Origin of the sequence: Viridibacillus soli, from assembly GCF_016612995.1 — a bacterium.
GTDB lineage: Bacteria > Bacillota > Bacilli > Bacillales_A > Planococcaceae > Viridibacillus > Viridibacillus soli.
Window position 1 is genome coordinate 23,716 of sequence record NZ_JAEOAH010000037.1, and the last position, 15,766, is coordinate 39,481.

The following is a 15,766-nucleotide window of genomic DNA, read 5'->3' on the forward strand; positions in this document are numbered from 1 at the left end:
ATTAACCAACAAAAAATACTCTTAAACTATGTTATAGCAAAAATACGTAAATTGATAGGTAATTATATTAAATTTATGTATTAATAACACTATTTACATAAAACATAATGATAACTCCCTCTTTTTCATGAAATTTACAAATAAAAATCCTCCATTGTCGTATCTACCGCATCTTCCGTCACACCTATATACTTCATGGTAATCGTTGGTGCAGAATGATTAAATAACTGCTGTGATACCCAAACGTCTTGCGCATCGTATGCGTGCCAATATCATCCCGTCCAAGTGCTTCTGCAGCCTTCTATAGTACTCTGTACGCTTGTGTCGTCGAAATCGGGCCATTTGCATATGCTTCCATATCAGAAGCAGGATGTGGAACTAACAATGAGCGAAGCATTTGTATATCTTACTCTCTAGCATTAGGCCATGTTTCATACTTGTTTTAAGGTAAAATCACAGGCATACAATGATGAAGTGAGCTCATTAATCCATTAGGTGTTGTAGTCAGCATCGGATAAGAATTTATTCTCTCACCCTTATATTAGACGCTTTACTTTCGTTGTAAAAAATCATTACGTCCAGATTTCATCGAGCTTGCTCGATGAATTCCCTTAAAAACCTGTGGGATCCGCCGGGGCATAAACTTAGATTTGGCCCACTGAATTGTATACATTTGTTGCATTCATCTCATCACTTATAGAAGTGGGGTACTTCTTCTGAATCAAGTTAAAGCAAAATAAATATTAGGATTAAAGCGAAAATAATTTGGAATAGACCAATACCACCTGCATATCCGGATAATTTCCATCCATTCTGTGTTAAATCTTTTACATTAACACTCATACCAATACCCGCAAGTGCAATGATCTCCAAATAGTTCCCAAAAACTTTTATCGGATGTGTAATTGATGTTGGAAATAAAAAAACACTATTGATTACGCACAATAATAGAAAGCCAGCAACATACCAAGGGACAATTGACCCCATACTGAATTTTTCTTTAGTAGCTTCTCGAGCTTCTTGATTTGCCATTTTTATACGTTTTAGAACAAAAACAACTAACACTAAGAAAATGATTCGGCTAATTTTAAAAATTTCTGCCTGATCTTTCACAGCCTCACCAATAATGCTTCCACTGGCAACAACTTGCCCTACAGATTGCAATGTCCCACCTATTAGAGCTGAGGAAGGCAGAACGTTATTATGAAAAACTGTACTTGTGATAACAGGTAAAAGAACCATCATAACCGTACCCAATAAATTTACAATTGTTATGGATACAGCCATATCTGGCGTTTTTGCATTGATAGCTGGCGCGGTTGAAGCAATTGCAGAAGACCCACAAACAGCATTACCGCTCGCCATCAATAACCGAAAATCTTCACCAAAACTCATTTTTTTCCCTAACCATATGACAAAAGCAATTGTTCCAGCCATTTGAATAAGAATATAAGATATGCCTGTTATGCCAATATTAAATAAAGAATTAAACGTTAACGTTGCACCCAATAAGATAATTGAATAATATAGCAGTTTACTTTCAGAAAACTTTATTCCTGGTCTTAGTATTGTTTTAGAGCCAAATTTTAAATTACCGACCAGAATTCCTATTAAAATAGCAAATAATCCACTACCTAAGCTTGGAAAAAAACGACCAAATACCATTCCAATAAGGGCAACAATAATGCAAGATATCAATCCAGGTAGAATGTTTATTATTTTCCTCATTTTTTTACCCCATTTAATTTTGTTTGTACCTAAACTTTACTGGAGAAATAATAATCAGTAAAATACATATAAATAATTATTATTATTAGTATTTCTAATAATAAGAGGAGGCCTCCCATGTATTATGATGCTTTAAGAACATTTGTTGCTTTAGCGGATATAAAGAATTTCACAAAAACTGCCGAATTCTTGCATATTTCTCAACCTAGCGTCAGTTTACATATTAAAAACTTAGAAGCTGAATTTAGTACACAACTCTTTTTGCGTTCGCCTAAATCAGTTAAAATTACCCCTTCTGGTGAAATGCTATATGATCGTGCTCAACAAATGCTAGCTATATATGAACAAACAAAACTGGATATTCTATCACTTCAAAATGAGATTAAGGGCAAACTTGTCATTGGAGCAAGCTTTACAATCGGGGAATATATTTTGCCATCGTTACTCGTCGATTTACAACAGCAATACCCCGAACTTGATTTAGAGATGTTCATCGGCAATACAGATGAAATCGTAGAATCTGTACGTTTACTAAAAGTAGATATCGGCTTAATCGAAGGTCAAACAACAGATAAAGAATTAATGTTAGAACCCTTTATGGAAGATGAGTTATTATTAGTTGCATCCCCTGAGCATACACTTGCCCATCAAAAGCACGTTACGATTCAAGACTTACAAAATCAAACTTGGCTAACACGTGAAGAAGGCTCAGGTACACGTAATTATTTACTACATGTACTGCGCTCTAACGGTATAAAAATAAAATCACTTCTATCTATAAGTAGTAATCAAGCTTTAAAGGAATCTATGATACAAGGAATTGACGGACTTACACTGCTATCTAAAAACGTCATTGAGAGGGAAGTAAAACAGCAGACGTTGGCCACTATTCAATTGGAAGACCATACATTTAAACGTCGTTTTTCTTATATCTATTCACCTATTATGAGCAACAAAAAGAATACAGCTATGTTCATCAAAGAAATCGAAAAGAATTATTCCATATAAAAAGCCGTTTCTTACATCAACTAAATGATGTAGGAAACGGCTCTTATTCAATACCCTTATTATTTTAACGTACGCTTCAAAAATGCCTTTGTACGTTCGTTTTGCGGATTATTGAAGATTTGCTCTGGTGAACCTTCTTCAACAATTACCCCTTTATCCATGAAAACAACACGGTCTGAAACTTCTCGTGCAAATTCCATTTCATGTGTCACGATTAACATCGTAAGACCAGTCTCCGCTAATTCTTTCATAACTTTTAATACTTCTCCTACCATTTCTGGATCAAGGGCGGAAGTAGGCTCATCAAAAAGCATAACATCCGGCTCCATAGACAACGCTCTAGCAATAGCTACACGTTGTTTTTGACCTCCTGATAATTGGCGCGGCTTCGCATTCACATAACGATCCATCCCTACAACCTTCAAGTATTTCATCGCCACTTTCTCAGCTTCACCTTTAGAGCGTTTTAAAACCTTCGTCTGTCCCACTAAACAGTTCGTTAACACATCAAAGTTATTAAACAAGTTAAAAGATTGGAATACCATCCCCAGTTTTGTACGATAACTATTAATATTATGTTTATTATCTAGAATATTCTCACCTTGATAAATAATCTGCCCACCGCTTGGCGTTTCTAATAAGTTAATACAACGAAGAAGCGTAGATTTACCCGATCCAGAAGAGCCGATGACACAGACAACTTCCCCTTTATTTACGGAGAAATCGATGTCTTTTAGTACTTCATGAGTGCCAAAGGATTTGCTTAGATGTTGTATTTCAATTACTTTTTTCATAAGTTTGTCTCCTTTGCTCGCAATCATGATTTTTTACCTTCTATTTGCGTTAAATCATCCATCATCTGATAGTTTTGTGGACCATCTAATCGTTTTTCAAAATAACGTAAAATGCGTGATATAGTAATCGTCATGATTAAATATAAAACACATGCGACAAAGAACGATTCAAAGTATCGGAAATTATTTCCTGCAATCGATTTTGTTTGGAAATATAACTCAGTTACACTAATTACGTTCAATACAGATGAATCTTTAATATTCATAACAAACTGGTTACCTGTTGCTGGTAAAATATTACGCGCAACTTGTGGTAACACAACATGAATCATCGTTTTCCAGTGATTCATCCCAATAGCTTGAGCCGCTTCAAATTGACCTTTCTCAACACTTACAATGCCCCCACGGACAATTTCTGTCATATAAGCGCCCGTATTAATAGAAACAACTAAAATTGCTGCAAAAGTACGATTCAAATCTAAATCAAATGCTTGAGCAGAACCATAGTAGATCACCATTGCCTGTACAATCATTGGTGTTCCTCGGAAAAATTCCACATAGATTGCTAGTATTGCATTAATAAACTTCAAGAAAAATCTCTTTATACCACGATCTGGCTTGGGAATCGTATTAATAACACCAATTAACAATCCAATAAGAGCACCAAAAATTGTACCGACAATAGCAACTAATAATGTCATCCATGCCCCGCGAAGGAACATCTCCCAGTTGTCCGTTACAATGCTAATAATCCAATCAATACTCATGCTGTTCCTCCTTCAAAAGCAATAATACCGGGTACTTTGTATGCAACCGGTATCCGTCATACATTATTTTGCAGCTGGTTGGTTTTTAATCGCTGCATCCATGATTTTGGTACGTTCTTCTTCAGAGATACCTTTTAAAATTTTATTAATTTTATCTTTTAAATCACTATCTTTTTTAACACCTACAGCAATTGCAGTATCTTCCTCTGATGCTTTAAACCCATCTGTAAATTCGACCATTACAAATTTATCATTTGCAGCTGAAGAACTGATTCCTTCTGGGCGCTCAGATACATAGCCGTCAATTACACCCGATTCAAGTGCTACACGCATTGCAGGGAAGTTATCCATTGCCGTTTGTTTTTTAACACCTGTAATTTGATCAATTACTTTGTAGTGTGTTGTATTCAATTGACCTGTAACTTTGGCACCACTAAAATCTTGGATTGAAGTAGCTTTCTCGTATTTACTACCTTTTTTAACAACCATTACATAATTAGATGTGTAGTAGTTATCAGTGAAATCAATTGTTTTTTTACGTTCAGCAGTTGGTGACATACCCGCCATAATTGCATCAATTTTGCCTGAAGTTAATGAAGGTACAAGACCATCCCATTCTGTTTTCACAATGACTAATTCTTTACCTAAAGAATCTGCAACACGTTTTGCAACCTCAAGATCATAACCGCCAGCATATTCTGCATTACCTGCAATTTTCACTGCGCCATTGGAATCATCTTTTTGTGTCCAGTTAAACGGAGGATAACCTGCTTCCATACCAATTGTGAATGTTTCTTTTTTCTTTCCGCCTGTAGTAGATTTACCTGTATCTGAATCTTTAGATCCACAACTAGCTAGTAATAAAATTGCTAGTAGCATCATGCTTGAAAAAATTGCCCATGTTCTTTTCATAATATTTCTCCCCCTTAGGTAATATCCATTTTTTTCTTATTAAGACTAAAAAAGGCTAATATACGTATAAAAAACGCGGCCTAAGATGAACTTAGGTCGCTTTGTATATTAGCCTAAATCCTCTACTTATCCCTAAATGAGATAGCTCAACTCAACGAACTAGGACGTTCATTGAGACAGTCCTGCAGTTATTAACTACAGACCCAGCAAGTAACATCGAGTGTATTACAAACTTCGGCGATATCTCCTTCTCTATAGCTTCATAGTTTCTCAAGCTCCACTATAGACTAATAGATATCGCGCCTCTACCTCACCCAATAGAAAGTGAGGTCGTATTCAATTATCATTGTACACAGTCTACATCAACAAACTTTCACTGTCAATAACCCTTTGGTGAAATAATCTGAATAATACAGAATTTCTTACAACTAATTATTACCCTCTAATAATGTCTGATTGAATGTACGTAATTTCTCCTGTAGTGGCATTGATTTTCTCAATTGCACCACTTTCACCCGAAAAATCAATGAAGTAATTTAAGCTGTAAATTGTCACTTCATCATCATCTTCATCAGTTTTTTCAAAACGTGCAAGCTTCATTTGTAGGTCTTTTTTATAAATAGCATCTGCTTCTGCCAATGTAATCGTTGGTGTTGTATTAATCTCGCGGATGGAATCTATATCTAAGATACTATATAGACATGATCGAATAATTCCCGTATGAACGCCTACTTCAATAAGGATAGTGTAGGCCTCTAATTTGTATTCTTTGAAGTAAGGGATGAATGTAAACATTGTCGTCGGCTCTTCTTCATACTCCTCTTCATGTTCACCCTCATCATCGTACTCATCTTCATCGAAGAAATCATCTTCATCGGCTTCGAATTCTTCCATATCTTCACTAAATACAACTTGATCTTCAAGTTTATATTTATCATGAATATCCCCAGCAATAATTTCTAAAAATTGCAGAGCGTTTTCTTTCAACTTCGCGAAGGCCAATTCTTCTTTCGATTCTGTATCCCATCCCACATTCGATTCATAGCTAGCGCCTTCATCATCGAAATGTAGCACTTCGATTACCGCTTTTGCATCGTCACCTTCATCATCCAAATCTTCCGCTACGTACCAAAACAAATTACCATCTTCTTCACGTAACACATATTGATCTGTAGCACCTAAAAGTTTTGGTAATGTGGTCGTCACTTCAACTGGGGGCACTGTGAATTGTTCCAGTTCTGTGTCTTTGAAAAGCACACTCGCTCTTTGAACTTTTCCATCAACAGTAACGCCCATATAATCACGAATTGGTTGATATACTAATTCAAATTCCCCTTGCTCGTCATTTTCTTCGATTCCTAACGCAACTAATGTTTCCTTACATAAAACCCCTCTTGCTTCATCCTCTGTTACTTCTACCTTTGGATAAGTAAGCTGATAATATTCTTGGAATAAAGTAGCTGATGTAACAGTGCCATACTGATTGATTTCAATAACAGCACCTGAATTAGGTAAAGGGAGTTTCAGCTTTTTATCCATTACTTCATAAATCACTAAATATTCGCCCTCACCAATTTCAATCAATTTGCTCAATTGTACTACTTCACGTCCGAAATCCTTCACAAACGAATCTGTAATATGTAAAATTTCATCGATTTCAAGTTCTTTCAGCTCTTCTTGCTCAATATCGCTATTCTCCATTAATTCATCAAAATCAATGTTAACGGTTGTAAGCTCTTTGTCTTCAGACACTTCAATATAACCGTAATTGACATCATTATGTGCATCCACAATTTCAATGATATCTTCCATTAATTCATCCTCTTTAATCACAATAGAAGGCTGCCCAATTAAATACTTCTTCAACTTCATTGCTAGTTCTATCATACGATGCTCCCTTTCAAGAAATGTATTATTGTTACTATAATATTAACTTCTTAAGCACTGAATTACTATCAAATAAAGCATTCTCTAAAAAAAACGACTAGGTATTTTTATATTCTCCTGGTTTATATGAAAAAAACGGAAAATAAAGAAAAAAGACCCACATTTAAGTAGCCCTTTTTCCGTCATTACCCTATTATTTAGTAAATAGTTCCTTCATAATTTCCTTCATAGCATGACTTGACTCTCATCTAAAATTTCCATCGTTGAAGATATTGTATTTTTTCTTTAGTCTTTTGTTACTTGAACAATATTCAAAAATACATCTATAAATTGCTCACCAAATGTACTTAGTATTTAGGGTCATCTAATTCTTGATAAGCTCTTTGATAAGGGCCGCCATCTGTAACTTCTGCATGATATAAAGCCTTCATTGCATAGTTTTTCTCAAGACCCATCGACTTTTTCAGCTCTTTGAATTTTTGATGCAGTTCTTTATTTTCATTAATCAACTTCTGCATCTGTGATTTGCTGTATTTCAAAAGATTTTCATCTCCTTTCAGATGTTTAATCTATTGATTCAGTATACCACTAATTGCAGCACTCTATAACGATTGAATCTAAAGCATAACTTACTTTTCACAGTAAATTAAGTGACGGTTAATGAGAGTAGTGATGATTTTCTAAATCTATAATATAAGATAAGTCTTTTTGTTTTAATCGTTAACTGCTTATTTTTATATTCCCCCTATACCTCTACCTATAATAATTGGAATATATATTCCTTTTTCATCAACAAATTTATATATAGGCTGGTTATCTTGTAATTTATAATATTGCACAAGTAATTGTTTTTCTTCAAATGTTAAATAATTGTTTAGAGATAAATAGAAATAACTTGATACGTGAGGAAGAAGCCCTTATTATGCTTTTCTAATTAATTTGAGAGTGTCCAAACTTCTTGCCCCTTCTTCACTTATTCCTTAGATGCAATGAAAATAAGAAAAGTTTTATTTAATAAAAATGTATTTTGATTTATTTTTTAAGGTATCCTATTGTTCTCTACAATGAAATACATGTAAGTCAAAATGATGAATTCAACTCCAACATCAATATACTTTGACATCTTACTGGAAATGAGGTAAATTACTAAAAGACGAACATTTTATTTATACTATTAATTAATATTCGGTTTTAGGAGTGTATTTTATGGATAATGTATTTGATTACGAAGATATTCAATTAGTTCCAGCAAAATGTATAGTAAATAGTCGAGCTGAATGTGATACAACTGTAGATTTAGGTGGACATACATTTAAGTTGCCAGTCGTACCTGCTAATATGCAGACAATTATAGATGAAAAAGTGGCAATTCAATTAGCTGAAAATGGTTATTTCTACATTATGCATCGTTTTGAACCAGAAAAAAGATCCACTTTCATCAAAGATATGCATTCACATAGCCTTATCGCTTCTATTAGCGTTGGTGTTAAAGAAGAAGAATACGCTTTCATTGAACAATTAGCTGCTGAAAAGGTAATCCCTGAATTCATCACAATTGATATTGCACATGGTCATTCTAATGCAGTGATCAATATGGTACAACATATAAAAAAACACTTGCCTGAAAGCTTTGTCATTGCAGGTAACGTTGGGACACCCGAAGCTGTTAGAGAATTAGAAAATGCTGGTGCTGACGCTACTAAAGTGGGGATTGGACCAGGTAAAGTATGTATTACGAAGATTAAAACTGGCTTTGGTACTGGTGGCTGGCAATTAGCTGCTCTACGTTGGTGCGCAAAAGCTGCTACTAAACCGATTATCGCTGACGGTGGGATTCGTACACATGGTGATATTGCTAAATCAGTACGCTTTGGTGCATCTATGGTTATGATTGGCTCATTATTCGCTGGACATGAAGAATCTCCAGGTCAAACAATAGAAAAAGACGGCCAGCTTTACAAAGAATACTTTGGTTCAGCTTCTGAATTCCAAAAAGGCGAAAAGAAAAACGTCGAAGGTAAAAAAATGCATGTAGAACATAAAGGTGCTCTAAAAGACACTTTAATCGAAATGCAGCAAGACCTTCAATCATCAATTTCATACGCTGGTGGTAAAAAACTAGATGCCATTCGTACAGTAGATTATGTAATCGTTAAAAACTCAATCTTTAATGGTGATAAAACATACTAAGAACTTAAATATAAAAAACCTCGTCAGAGAATTTTCCTGGCGGGGTTTTCGTATATTCATTCAGCAAATTTACAGTTGCTTATTTTCTAATATCTCAACAAATTTTGTTGAAGCTGGTGATAGTGGCACACTTTTTAAAAAGCATACACCTATACTTCTTTTCGGTATTTCTTCTATTAAAGGGACTTCATATAAAACACCTTTATTTAAATACTCTTGAGAAAATTCTTTCGTCACACACGCTATGCCTAAATTTATCTTCGCAAATTCTAATAATAAATCATGTGAACCTAATTCAAATTCGGGTGAAATTTTAACACCTTTAGTCATCAAATAATCATCTACATATTTTCTCGATATCGATTGTTGCTCAAGTAATATTAATGGCAGACTCACTATTTCATCAAAACTTAGCGGCTCTATAATTGCATTCTTATACTTCGCCCCACAAACAAAAATATCATGAACATCACTACATGATCTGAGTTCCAATGTCGGGTCATCAAGTGGGAAATTGCAAATTGCAATATCGACTTCCCCTGACTTCAATACAGCACAAAGCTCTAACGTTGTACCATTAATAATTTTAAATTTAATATTCGGGTATTTATTATGAAAAGCCTCTAAATAAGGAAGTAGAAAGTACCTCGAAATTGTATCCCCTACACCTATCTTTAACTCCCCTGTCGTTAAATCCTTAAATTCTAAAATCTTCTCTTCTCCAACATGAAGTAAGTTAATAGCCGAGTTAGCATATTCAAATAACAGACTACCTTCATATGTTAAAGTGACCCCTTTAGGCGTTCGATTAAAGAGGCGTATATCTAATTCTTTCTCCAATTGCATAATTGCTTGACTAACAGCTGGCTGCGTCATGTAGAGGTCTTTTGCTGCTTTAGAAAAGCTCGAGCTTTTTCCTACTTTACAAAATACTTTATATAAATCTAATTTACTCACCATATAAATACTCCTTATACCTATCATTTGTTATATTAATTTTACTTATATCATTACTCTAATGTATATTACAAGTAGGTAGTTAGATAATATAAATATATTTTAGAGTTTTAAGGAGCGATTATGTTGGAAAGAGTAGTTGGAACAGTCGTAAGAGGTCTTCGTGGCCCAATCATCAATCAAGGTGATAGTATCGAAGATATCGTTGTAGAAAGTGTATTAAAAGCTTCAGAAGTTGAAGGCTTTACTATTCAAGATAAAGATATCGTGACAGTAACAGAATCAATCGTTGCTCGCGCTCAAGGTAATTATGCTACAATCGATCACATCGCAAAAGATGTTAGTGCTAAATTTGGAGATGACACTGTAGGCGTTATTTTCCCAATCTTAAGCCGTAACCGTTTTGCTATCGTTCTACGTGGTATTGCAAAAGGCGTTAAAAAAGTTGTTTTAATGCTTAGCTACCCATCAGATGAAGTAGGTAACCACTTAGTTGATCTTGACACACTTGATGAAAAAGGTGTTAACCCATGGACGGACGTGTTAACTGAAAAACAATTCCGTGAATTATTCGGGCACAACAAACACACTTTCACTGGTGTTGACTATATCGATTACTACAAATCATTAGTCGAAGAATATGGCGTTGAATGTGAAGTAATCTTCTCAAACAATCCAAAAACAATTTTAGAATACACTAAGAGCGTGCTAACTTGTGATATCCATACAAGATTTAGAACAAAACGAATTTTAGAAGCTAACGGTGGAGAAAACATCTACAGCCTAGATAACATCTTAGCTGAATCAATTGATGGTAGTGGCTTCAACGAAAGTTATGGTCTACTAGGGTCAAACAAATCAACAGAAAACAGTGTAAAACTTTTCCCACGTAATTGCCAACCTGTTGTAGATAAAATTCAACAAACGCTAAAAGAGAAAACAGGCAAAAATGTTGAAGTTATGATTTATGGTGATGGCGCATTCAAAGATCCGGTAGGTAAAATTTGGGAGCTGGCTGATCCAGTTGTATCACCTGCTTACACAGCTGGTCTTAGTGGTACACCGAATGAAATCAAATTAAAATATCTAGCTGATAATAACTTTGCTGATTTAAGAGGCGAAGAACTTAAAAAAGCTATCTCTGAATACATTGATAATAAAGGAACTGACCTTGTAGGAGCAATGGAAGCACAAGGTACTACACCTCGTCAACTTACTGACCTAATCGGTTCTCTATCTGATTTAACATCAGGTAGTGGTGACAAAGGTACTCCAATGATCTTTATCCAAGGTTACTTTGATAACTATACAAAATAATTTTATATAAAGAAAAAGCAATGCTAGCAAAAGCGGGCATTGCTTTTTTTTTGCTTTTACATATTGTGAACTCTTTGGTTAATTGTATATTAGTATTATTGTGCAATTTGAAATTTTGAAAAAATTAGGGGCAGAAATTTACAAAAACAGGTAATAACGTATATGTTTATACTATATAATATGGGGTAAACCCTTTAAGTAGCATACTTTTCGTGTTTAATGTTAGGAGGTTTAACGACTAACTTCTCTGCTAAGAGCGTATACATAAAAGATGAGGAAATTGACCTTTTCAAAAAGGTACAAATTGAGGATAATCCAAAATATCCTCAACATATTCAAACAATGAGGGAATTTGGATATAAATTTTCCGGTTCAGCTTAGTTTATTAGCTATTAAAATCTAAATAGTTCATTAAAGTTAAGCCGTACGCTGATACTATTCATTTCAAATTCGTGTTTTCTTGTTTTATTTGATCTATTTGGTTTTTCCCTTTCATTTTGGTTTAATTGCTAAGGCAATTGAAGTTTAAAGTTTCACCTACTTACTTATAGAGCAGTAATAAAGTTAACTATTTTTACTATAAGAATTAAAGGAATTCCGACAATTAATAAACCTGTAAAGAAATAATAAATCATTTTTACAATATCGAAACTTGCTCCAGCTAAGTCATCAATAAATTTTGTCATATATAATTCCTCTCTAATATACCTTCGGCTGAATAACTTATTTTAACTAATTTGTTATATTAGTAAACTCTACAATTAGGGCATTCTTCTCAAATTATTTCCCGTTTTAAATGCTCAGCTTTTTCAAATCCTTATCTTTATCGATTACCCCTATACCGCACCGATTTTTTACATACTGTAATTCTCTATGAATCTAATCCATACAATTTCTTACAAAGGCATGGCGGAATCCATGTGCAGCCTGATTAATCCCTGTTTTCTTGCAGGCCACATTTATTCCATCTCGAATGGTTGAGTACTATACATTGACCACTCGTTCTTTGTCGCCCTTGCCCTGAAGTAACTGTTCTAGACGTTTTTCAAAATGACGAGGGGTATTGATCTCTCTTTGCCGTCCGCCCTTCGCAATCCCTGCACCATCGCCTTTTTTATTTCAAACTTCCAGCTATCCATTTGTTCCTCATATGTAAAATATTATACTCTCGCATTGGTAGCCTTTCTTACCCGTAAACCTAGCTCTCTTATCAAATCAACAGCCTTTGACACTTCGGGTGATACATTTTCTCGAATCAATTGCATTTTTTCAAGCCTATACGCTCGATTTCGTACATCTAGCCTCCTTGTACGCTTTTCTAAAATGCGAAGGGCCGTTTCAACATTAATTCTATGTCCTTCAGAAATTCCCTTCTCACTTGTGCTATGTCCCCTCTGTAATGTTCCTTATCTAAATCAGCAATCGACTTTACTCCATACTTGGATCTCGCCCTTTTCACAAAGGTTTGGTAGTCACTCATGGTATTTTCCTTTTGCTTTTTGAATGAATGCCACTGTTCCCATCCTCTCTTGCTGCACGCTTTGAAATACCGATTTTATCAATCGCTTCAATGCTTTCTTTGATTTCTCTTACGATCGACGTACGTCCTCTTCCTGCCATTCAAACACCCCATTTTTTCAAAATTCGCTTGTTAGGGTCAAATGCCGAGAATCAATTATAAGATAACCTACAATACTTTGACAAGATTTAAAAAAATATGTAATACTTGTAAAATAATTCTCTAAAGATAGTTTTATTATTACTAAAGGCGTGAATAAGACGGTCAAAAAGCTTCTTGTTTTATTTAGTATTGTAGTTGTAATGTTTAGCAGTTTTGTTTCTTTGAGTAAAATCAGCCATGCTAGTGAGGTTTCTGATTGGGAAACTAATTATAGTGAAACTGATGAAGAATTGATTTAAGCAGCAGAAAAAGTTTCTAGTTATTTTTCTGTAGATGAAGATGAGAATATTATCTTTAATGCTGACCGTGATACGTTAATTAGTGATTTAGGAGTATCGGAGGAAGATGCTGATTTAATGATTCTAACGATTGCTGAATTAACATCTAATAATAAAAATCCACAAATTCAGCCTTATGGATTTGTTGGAATGTACCTTATTTTATGTCCTCAAGTTCGAGCAATGAATGGATGGGCAGCAGGTGCCTTTGCGGCAGATTATGTAGGATGGTATACTAAACAATTTGCTGTTAATCCAATTACTGCCGATGTAGCTGGTCTTATTACTGCTGGTACAGCTCTTGCTGTAAAAAATGCAGTTGAAAATAACCTCAGACAGGTTTCTCTTGGTATGGATATTCCATACATGTTTTAAAAATAGATGAAGTGAGTATTACGATACTCACTTCCTTAAACTATTGATTTAATAATTAGTTAGTAGAAAAGCATAAAAGAAGAGGAGTTATATTTAAAATGTACTTACTTTTATTTACGATAGTTTATTGTTTTATAACACAACTTATGAATATATCTTATGGACCTGCTTTTGGAATATATTTATTACCTTTTGGCTTTATTAAAGGTTATTTTAGTAACGAGTTTAATAACTTTATAAATCTAGAATCGTCTAAAGATTTGTATAAAAAAAATGGATCTAAAGATTCTTTAATAGAACTGTTGTCTTTAGTTATAGTCTATATTAATTCTTTTTTAATTCATTATGAGCCCTTTTCTATTTTCGAATTTGTTTATTTATTTGCTGGTTTTGCAATTTTATATCGTTTTCTATTTTGGGGTATAATACGAACAATTAGAGAAGAATTTAATTTCCATATTTAAAATAATAACCAAAATACACCATTAACAATTCGATCATACTGAATTCCTTAATTTTTTTAGGATTTAGTTTGTTTTTTTATACATTTTACGGGCGAGGGAGGTTCTTCTTAATCTTGATCTCTATTCTTTTGGTTAGTGGCTTTTTCAACTTCATATTTTACTCTATACCCCATATAGACTCTTTTATTAGCCCCTACATTTAAGGTATATCCAATACTACTACTTTTAGTTACAGCAAGAGAACCTGTTGCTAAATTATCAGAAACTCTTTTATAACTAGACCACTCTTCTGAAGTTGTAACATTTTTTTCACATTACGATAATCATTTATAAATAATGGATCTATCGATGATCGTTCTTCAAGAGATATTTCTAGTTCAGCTGCACTAGCATTATTAGGCATCACTAGAACTATTAAAGAAAAAGCAAACATAGATATAACAACAAACATCCTTTTAATAACTTTAATTCCCATAAAAACACTTCCTTACTTTTTTATAATATCATAATATTCTGCATATTCGATGGATTCTTCCTCCTACATTAATAATACTTGATAGTGTAGCTTTGAAATAAAGTTTGATAAAAAATTTCTCAAAAAAGCACCCAAAGGTGAGTTTGGGTGCTTTTTTTATTATTGGGTAGATACTATTTTATTTTTTGGGGCAAAGTAGAGAAAAAGTAATTGAAATAATAAAATAAAAGTGAAAACAACTCCCAATACAATAAATGCTACCATTCTTAATTCCGATGTTTGTTCTAAGCCAGAACCATCTATTTTTCTAACCCCAATAAATATTGCTGTAGCAGCAAATAACACTAACCAAAATAAACTAGTTATCCACCACAATTTCATTATACTAACACTCCCTTTATTTACTAAAAAACATTATATTGTATATTATACAAAAAAAAGCTTGCGTTAATATGGCTAAATTATTTTTATGGAATCGAAAAACTCAATGGATATAGAAGTTGTTAATGCTAATATGAAAGATTTCGATGCTGTTAATGTCATTGTTAAAGAAGGACAGGATGAACATTCCAAAGCGTTACCACATATTTTTAAAGCAGTTGATCAAGTTATGCCACAAAGTTATTTTTACGAATTATTAGAAGGGGTTAATAGTGAAATCTTAGTTGCAAAAATAGATGAAGAAGTGGTGGGTTTTGCTGTAATAGAAATAATTGAGTCTCCCCCATTCTATTACATGACACCAAGAAAATATGCTTATATGGTGATCGTTTAAGAAATGTCAAAAAGCTCAAGAACGTTGTTACATCAGTGTTCTTGAGCCTTTTTTTATTTGAGCGATTATGCACGAATTTTATACATGTCCTCAAAAACCTTACTACCTCAATGATTTCCAGGGTTTTACGAGCAATGGGTCAGTTGTTGTTTTTGCAT

At 33.9% G+C, this 15,766-nt stretch carries 17 protein-coding genes and 1 riboswitch; of the genes, 6 read left to right on the top strand and 11 right to left on the bottom strand.

The window, feature by feature from the left end; all coding sequences use genetic code 11:
• Positions 1 to 726: 726 nt before the first annotated feature.
• Positions 727 to 1,728: a YeiH family protein gene (locus tag JFL43_RS17745; protein ID WP_200750066.1), complete on the bottom strand. Its 1,002-nt coding sequence runs from the start codon at positions 1,726 to 1,728 to the stop codon at positions 727 to 729.
• 117 nt (positions 1,729 to 1,845) lie between these two features.
• Here JFL43_RS17745 and JFL43_RS17750 point away from each other — a divergent pair, with 117 nt between their 5' ends.
• Positions 1,846 to 2,736, top strand: coding sequence for a LysR family transcriptional regulator (locus JFL43_RS17750; RefSeq protein WP_200750067.1), 891 nt, complete (start codon positions 1,846 to 1,848; stop codon positions 2,734 to 2,736).
• A gap of 59 nt (positions 2,737 to 2,795) precedes the next feature.
• Here JFL43_RS17750 and JFL43_RS17755 read toward each other — a convergent pair whose 3' ends face one another.
• The 5 genes from JFL43_RS17755 to JFL43_RS17775 all read right to left on the bottom strand — a co-directional run bounded on the left by JFL43_RS17755 (position 2,796) and on the right by JFL43_RS17775 (position 7,635).
• Positions 2,796 to 3,530, bottom strand: a complete 735-nt coding sequence (locus JFL43_RS17755; RefSeq protein WP_200750068.1) for an amino acid ABC transporter ATP-binding protein — start codon at positions 3,528 to 3,530, stop codon at positions 2,796 to 2,798.
• A 23-nt stretch (positions 3,531 to 3,553) separates the two neighbouring features.
• Positions 3,554 to 4,297, bottom strand: a complete 744-nt coding sequence (locus tag JFL43_RS17760) for an amino acid ABC transporter permease (protein WP_200750069.1) — start codon at positions 4,295 to 4,297, stop codon at positions 3,554 to 3,556.
• A gap of 63 nt (positions 4,298 to 4,360) precedes the next feature.
• Complete coding sequence (locus JFL43_RS17765; RefSeq protein ID WP_200750070.1) at positions 4,361 to 5,209, bottom strand: transporter substrate-binding domain-containing protein; 849 nt, start codon at positions 5,207 to 5,209, stop codon at positions 4,361 to 4,363.
• Between the two features lie 134 nt (positions 5,210 to 5,343).
• Positions 5,344 to 5,525: riboswitch (Lysine riboswitch) on the bottom strand.
• A 119-nt stretch (positions 5,526 to 5,644) separates the two neighbouring features.
• The gene (locus JFL43_RS17770) at positions 5,645 to 7,096 is read right to left on the bottom strand and encodes a hypothetical protein (RefSeq protein WP_200750071.1); all 1,452 of its coding nucleotides are present in this window, start codon (positions 7,094 to 7,096) and stop codon (positions 5,645 to 5,647) included.
• 347 nt (positions 7,097 to 7,443) lie between these two features.
• Entirely contained in the window at positions 7,444 to 7,635 is a 192-nt protein-coding gene (locus JFL43_RS17775) for a hypothetical protein (protein ID WP_100795325.1), read from the bottom strand.
• Positions 7,636 to 8,302: 667 nt separating this feature from the next.
• On the opposite strand from JFL43_RS17775, the gene guaC reads away from it, so the two are divergent.
• Complete coding sequence (gene guaC / locus JFL43_RS17780) at positions 8,303 to 9,286, top strand: GMP reductase (protein WP_200750072.1); 984 nt, start codon at positions 8,303 to 8,305, stop codon at positions 9,284 to 9,286.
• Between the two features lie 69 nt (positions 9,287 to 9,355).
• On the opposite strand, the gene JFL43_RS17785 is transcribed toward guaC, so the two are convergent.
• Positions 9,356 to 10,246: a LysR family transcriptional regulator gene (locus JFL43_RS17785; RefSeq protein WP_200750073.1), complete on the bottom strand. Its 891-nt coding sequence runs from the start codon at positions 10,244 to 10,246 to the stop codon at positions 9,356 to 9,358.
• Positions 10,247 to 10,369: 123 nt separating this feature from the next.
• On the opposite strand from JFL43_RS17785, the gene JFL43_RS17790 reads away from it, so the two are divergent.
• Complete coding sequence (locus tag JFL43_RS17790; RefSeq protein WP_200750099.1) at positions 10,370 to 11,560, top strand: coenzyme F420-0:L-glutamate ligase; 1,191 nt, start codon at positions 10,370 to 10,372, stop codon at positions 11,558 to 11,560.
• Positions 11,561 to 12,105: 545 nt separating this feature from the next.
• On the opposite strand, the gene JFL43_RS17795 is transcribed toward JFL43_RS17790, so the two are convergent.
• Positions 12,106 to 12,246 carry a hypothetical protein gene (locus JFL43_RS17795; protein WP_200750074.1) on the bottom strand — a complete coding sequence of 47 codons (141 nt, stop codon included), beginning with the start codon at positions 12,244 to 12,246 and terminating at the stop codon, positions 12,106 to 12,108.
• Between the two features lie 790 nt (positions 12,247 to 13,036).
• Positions 13,037 to 13,180: a hypothetical protein gene (locus JFL43_RS17800; RefSeq protein ID WP_200750075.1), complete on the bottom strand. Its 144-nt coding sequence runs from the start codon at positions 13,178 to 13,180 to the stop codon at positions 13,037 to 13,039.
• A 417-nt stretch (positions 13,181 to 13,597) separates the two neighbouring features.
• Here JFL43_RS17800 and JFL43_RS17805 point away from each other — a divergent pair, with 417 nt between their 5' ends.
• Positions 13,598 to 13,894: a hypothetical protein gene (locus JFL43_RS17805; protein WP_200750076.1), complete on the top strand. Its 297-nt coding sequence runs from the start codon at positions 13,598 to 13,600 to the stop codon at positions 13,892 to 13,894.
• 98 nt (positions 13,895 to 13,992) lie between these two features.
• Positions 13,993 to 14,358: a hypothetical protein gene (locus JFL43_RS17810; protein ID WP_200750077.1), complete on the top strand. Its 366-nt coding sequence runs from the start codon at positions 13,993 to 13,995 to the stop codon at positions 14,356 to 14,358.
• Between the two features lie 250 nt (positions 14,359 to 14,608).
• On the opposite strand, the gene JFL43_RS17815 is transcribed toward JFL43_RS17810, so the two are convergent.
• The gene (locus tag JFL43_RS17815) at positions 14,609 to 14,833 is read right to left on the bottom strand and encodes a hypothetical protein (RefSeq protein ID WP_200750078.1); all 225 of its coding nucleotides are present in this window, start codon (positions 14,831 to 14,833) and stop codon (positions 14,609 to 14,611) included.
• Between the two features lie 159 nt (positions 14,834 to 14,992).
• Positions 14,993 to 15,214, bottom strand: coding sequence for a DUF3923 family protein (locus JFL43_RS17820; protein WP_234447871.1), 222 nt, complete (start codon positions 15,212 to 15,214; stop codon positions 14,993 to 14,995).
• 106 nt (positions 15,215 to 15,320) lie between these two features.
• Between JFL43_RS17820 and JFL43_RS17825 the strand changes: the two genes are divergently transcribed.
• On the top strand, positions 15,321 to 15,608 hold the full coding sequence (locus tag JFL43_RS17825; protein WP_200750079.1) for a hypothetical protein: 288 nt from the start codon (positions 15,321 to 15,323) through the stop codon (positions 15,606 to 15,608).
• Positions 15,609 to 15,766: the final 158 nt, after the last annotated feature.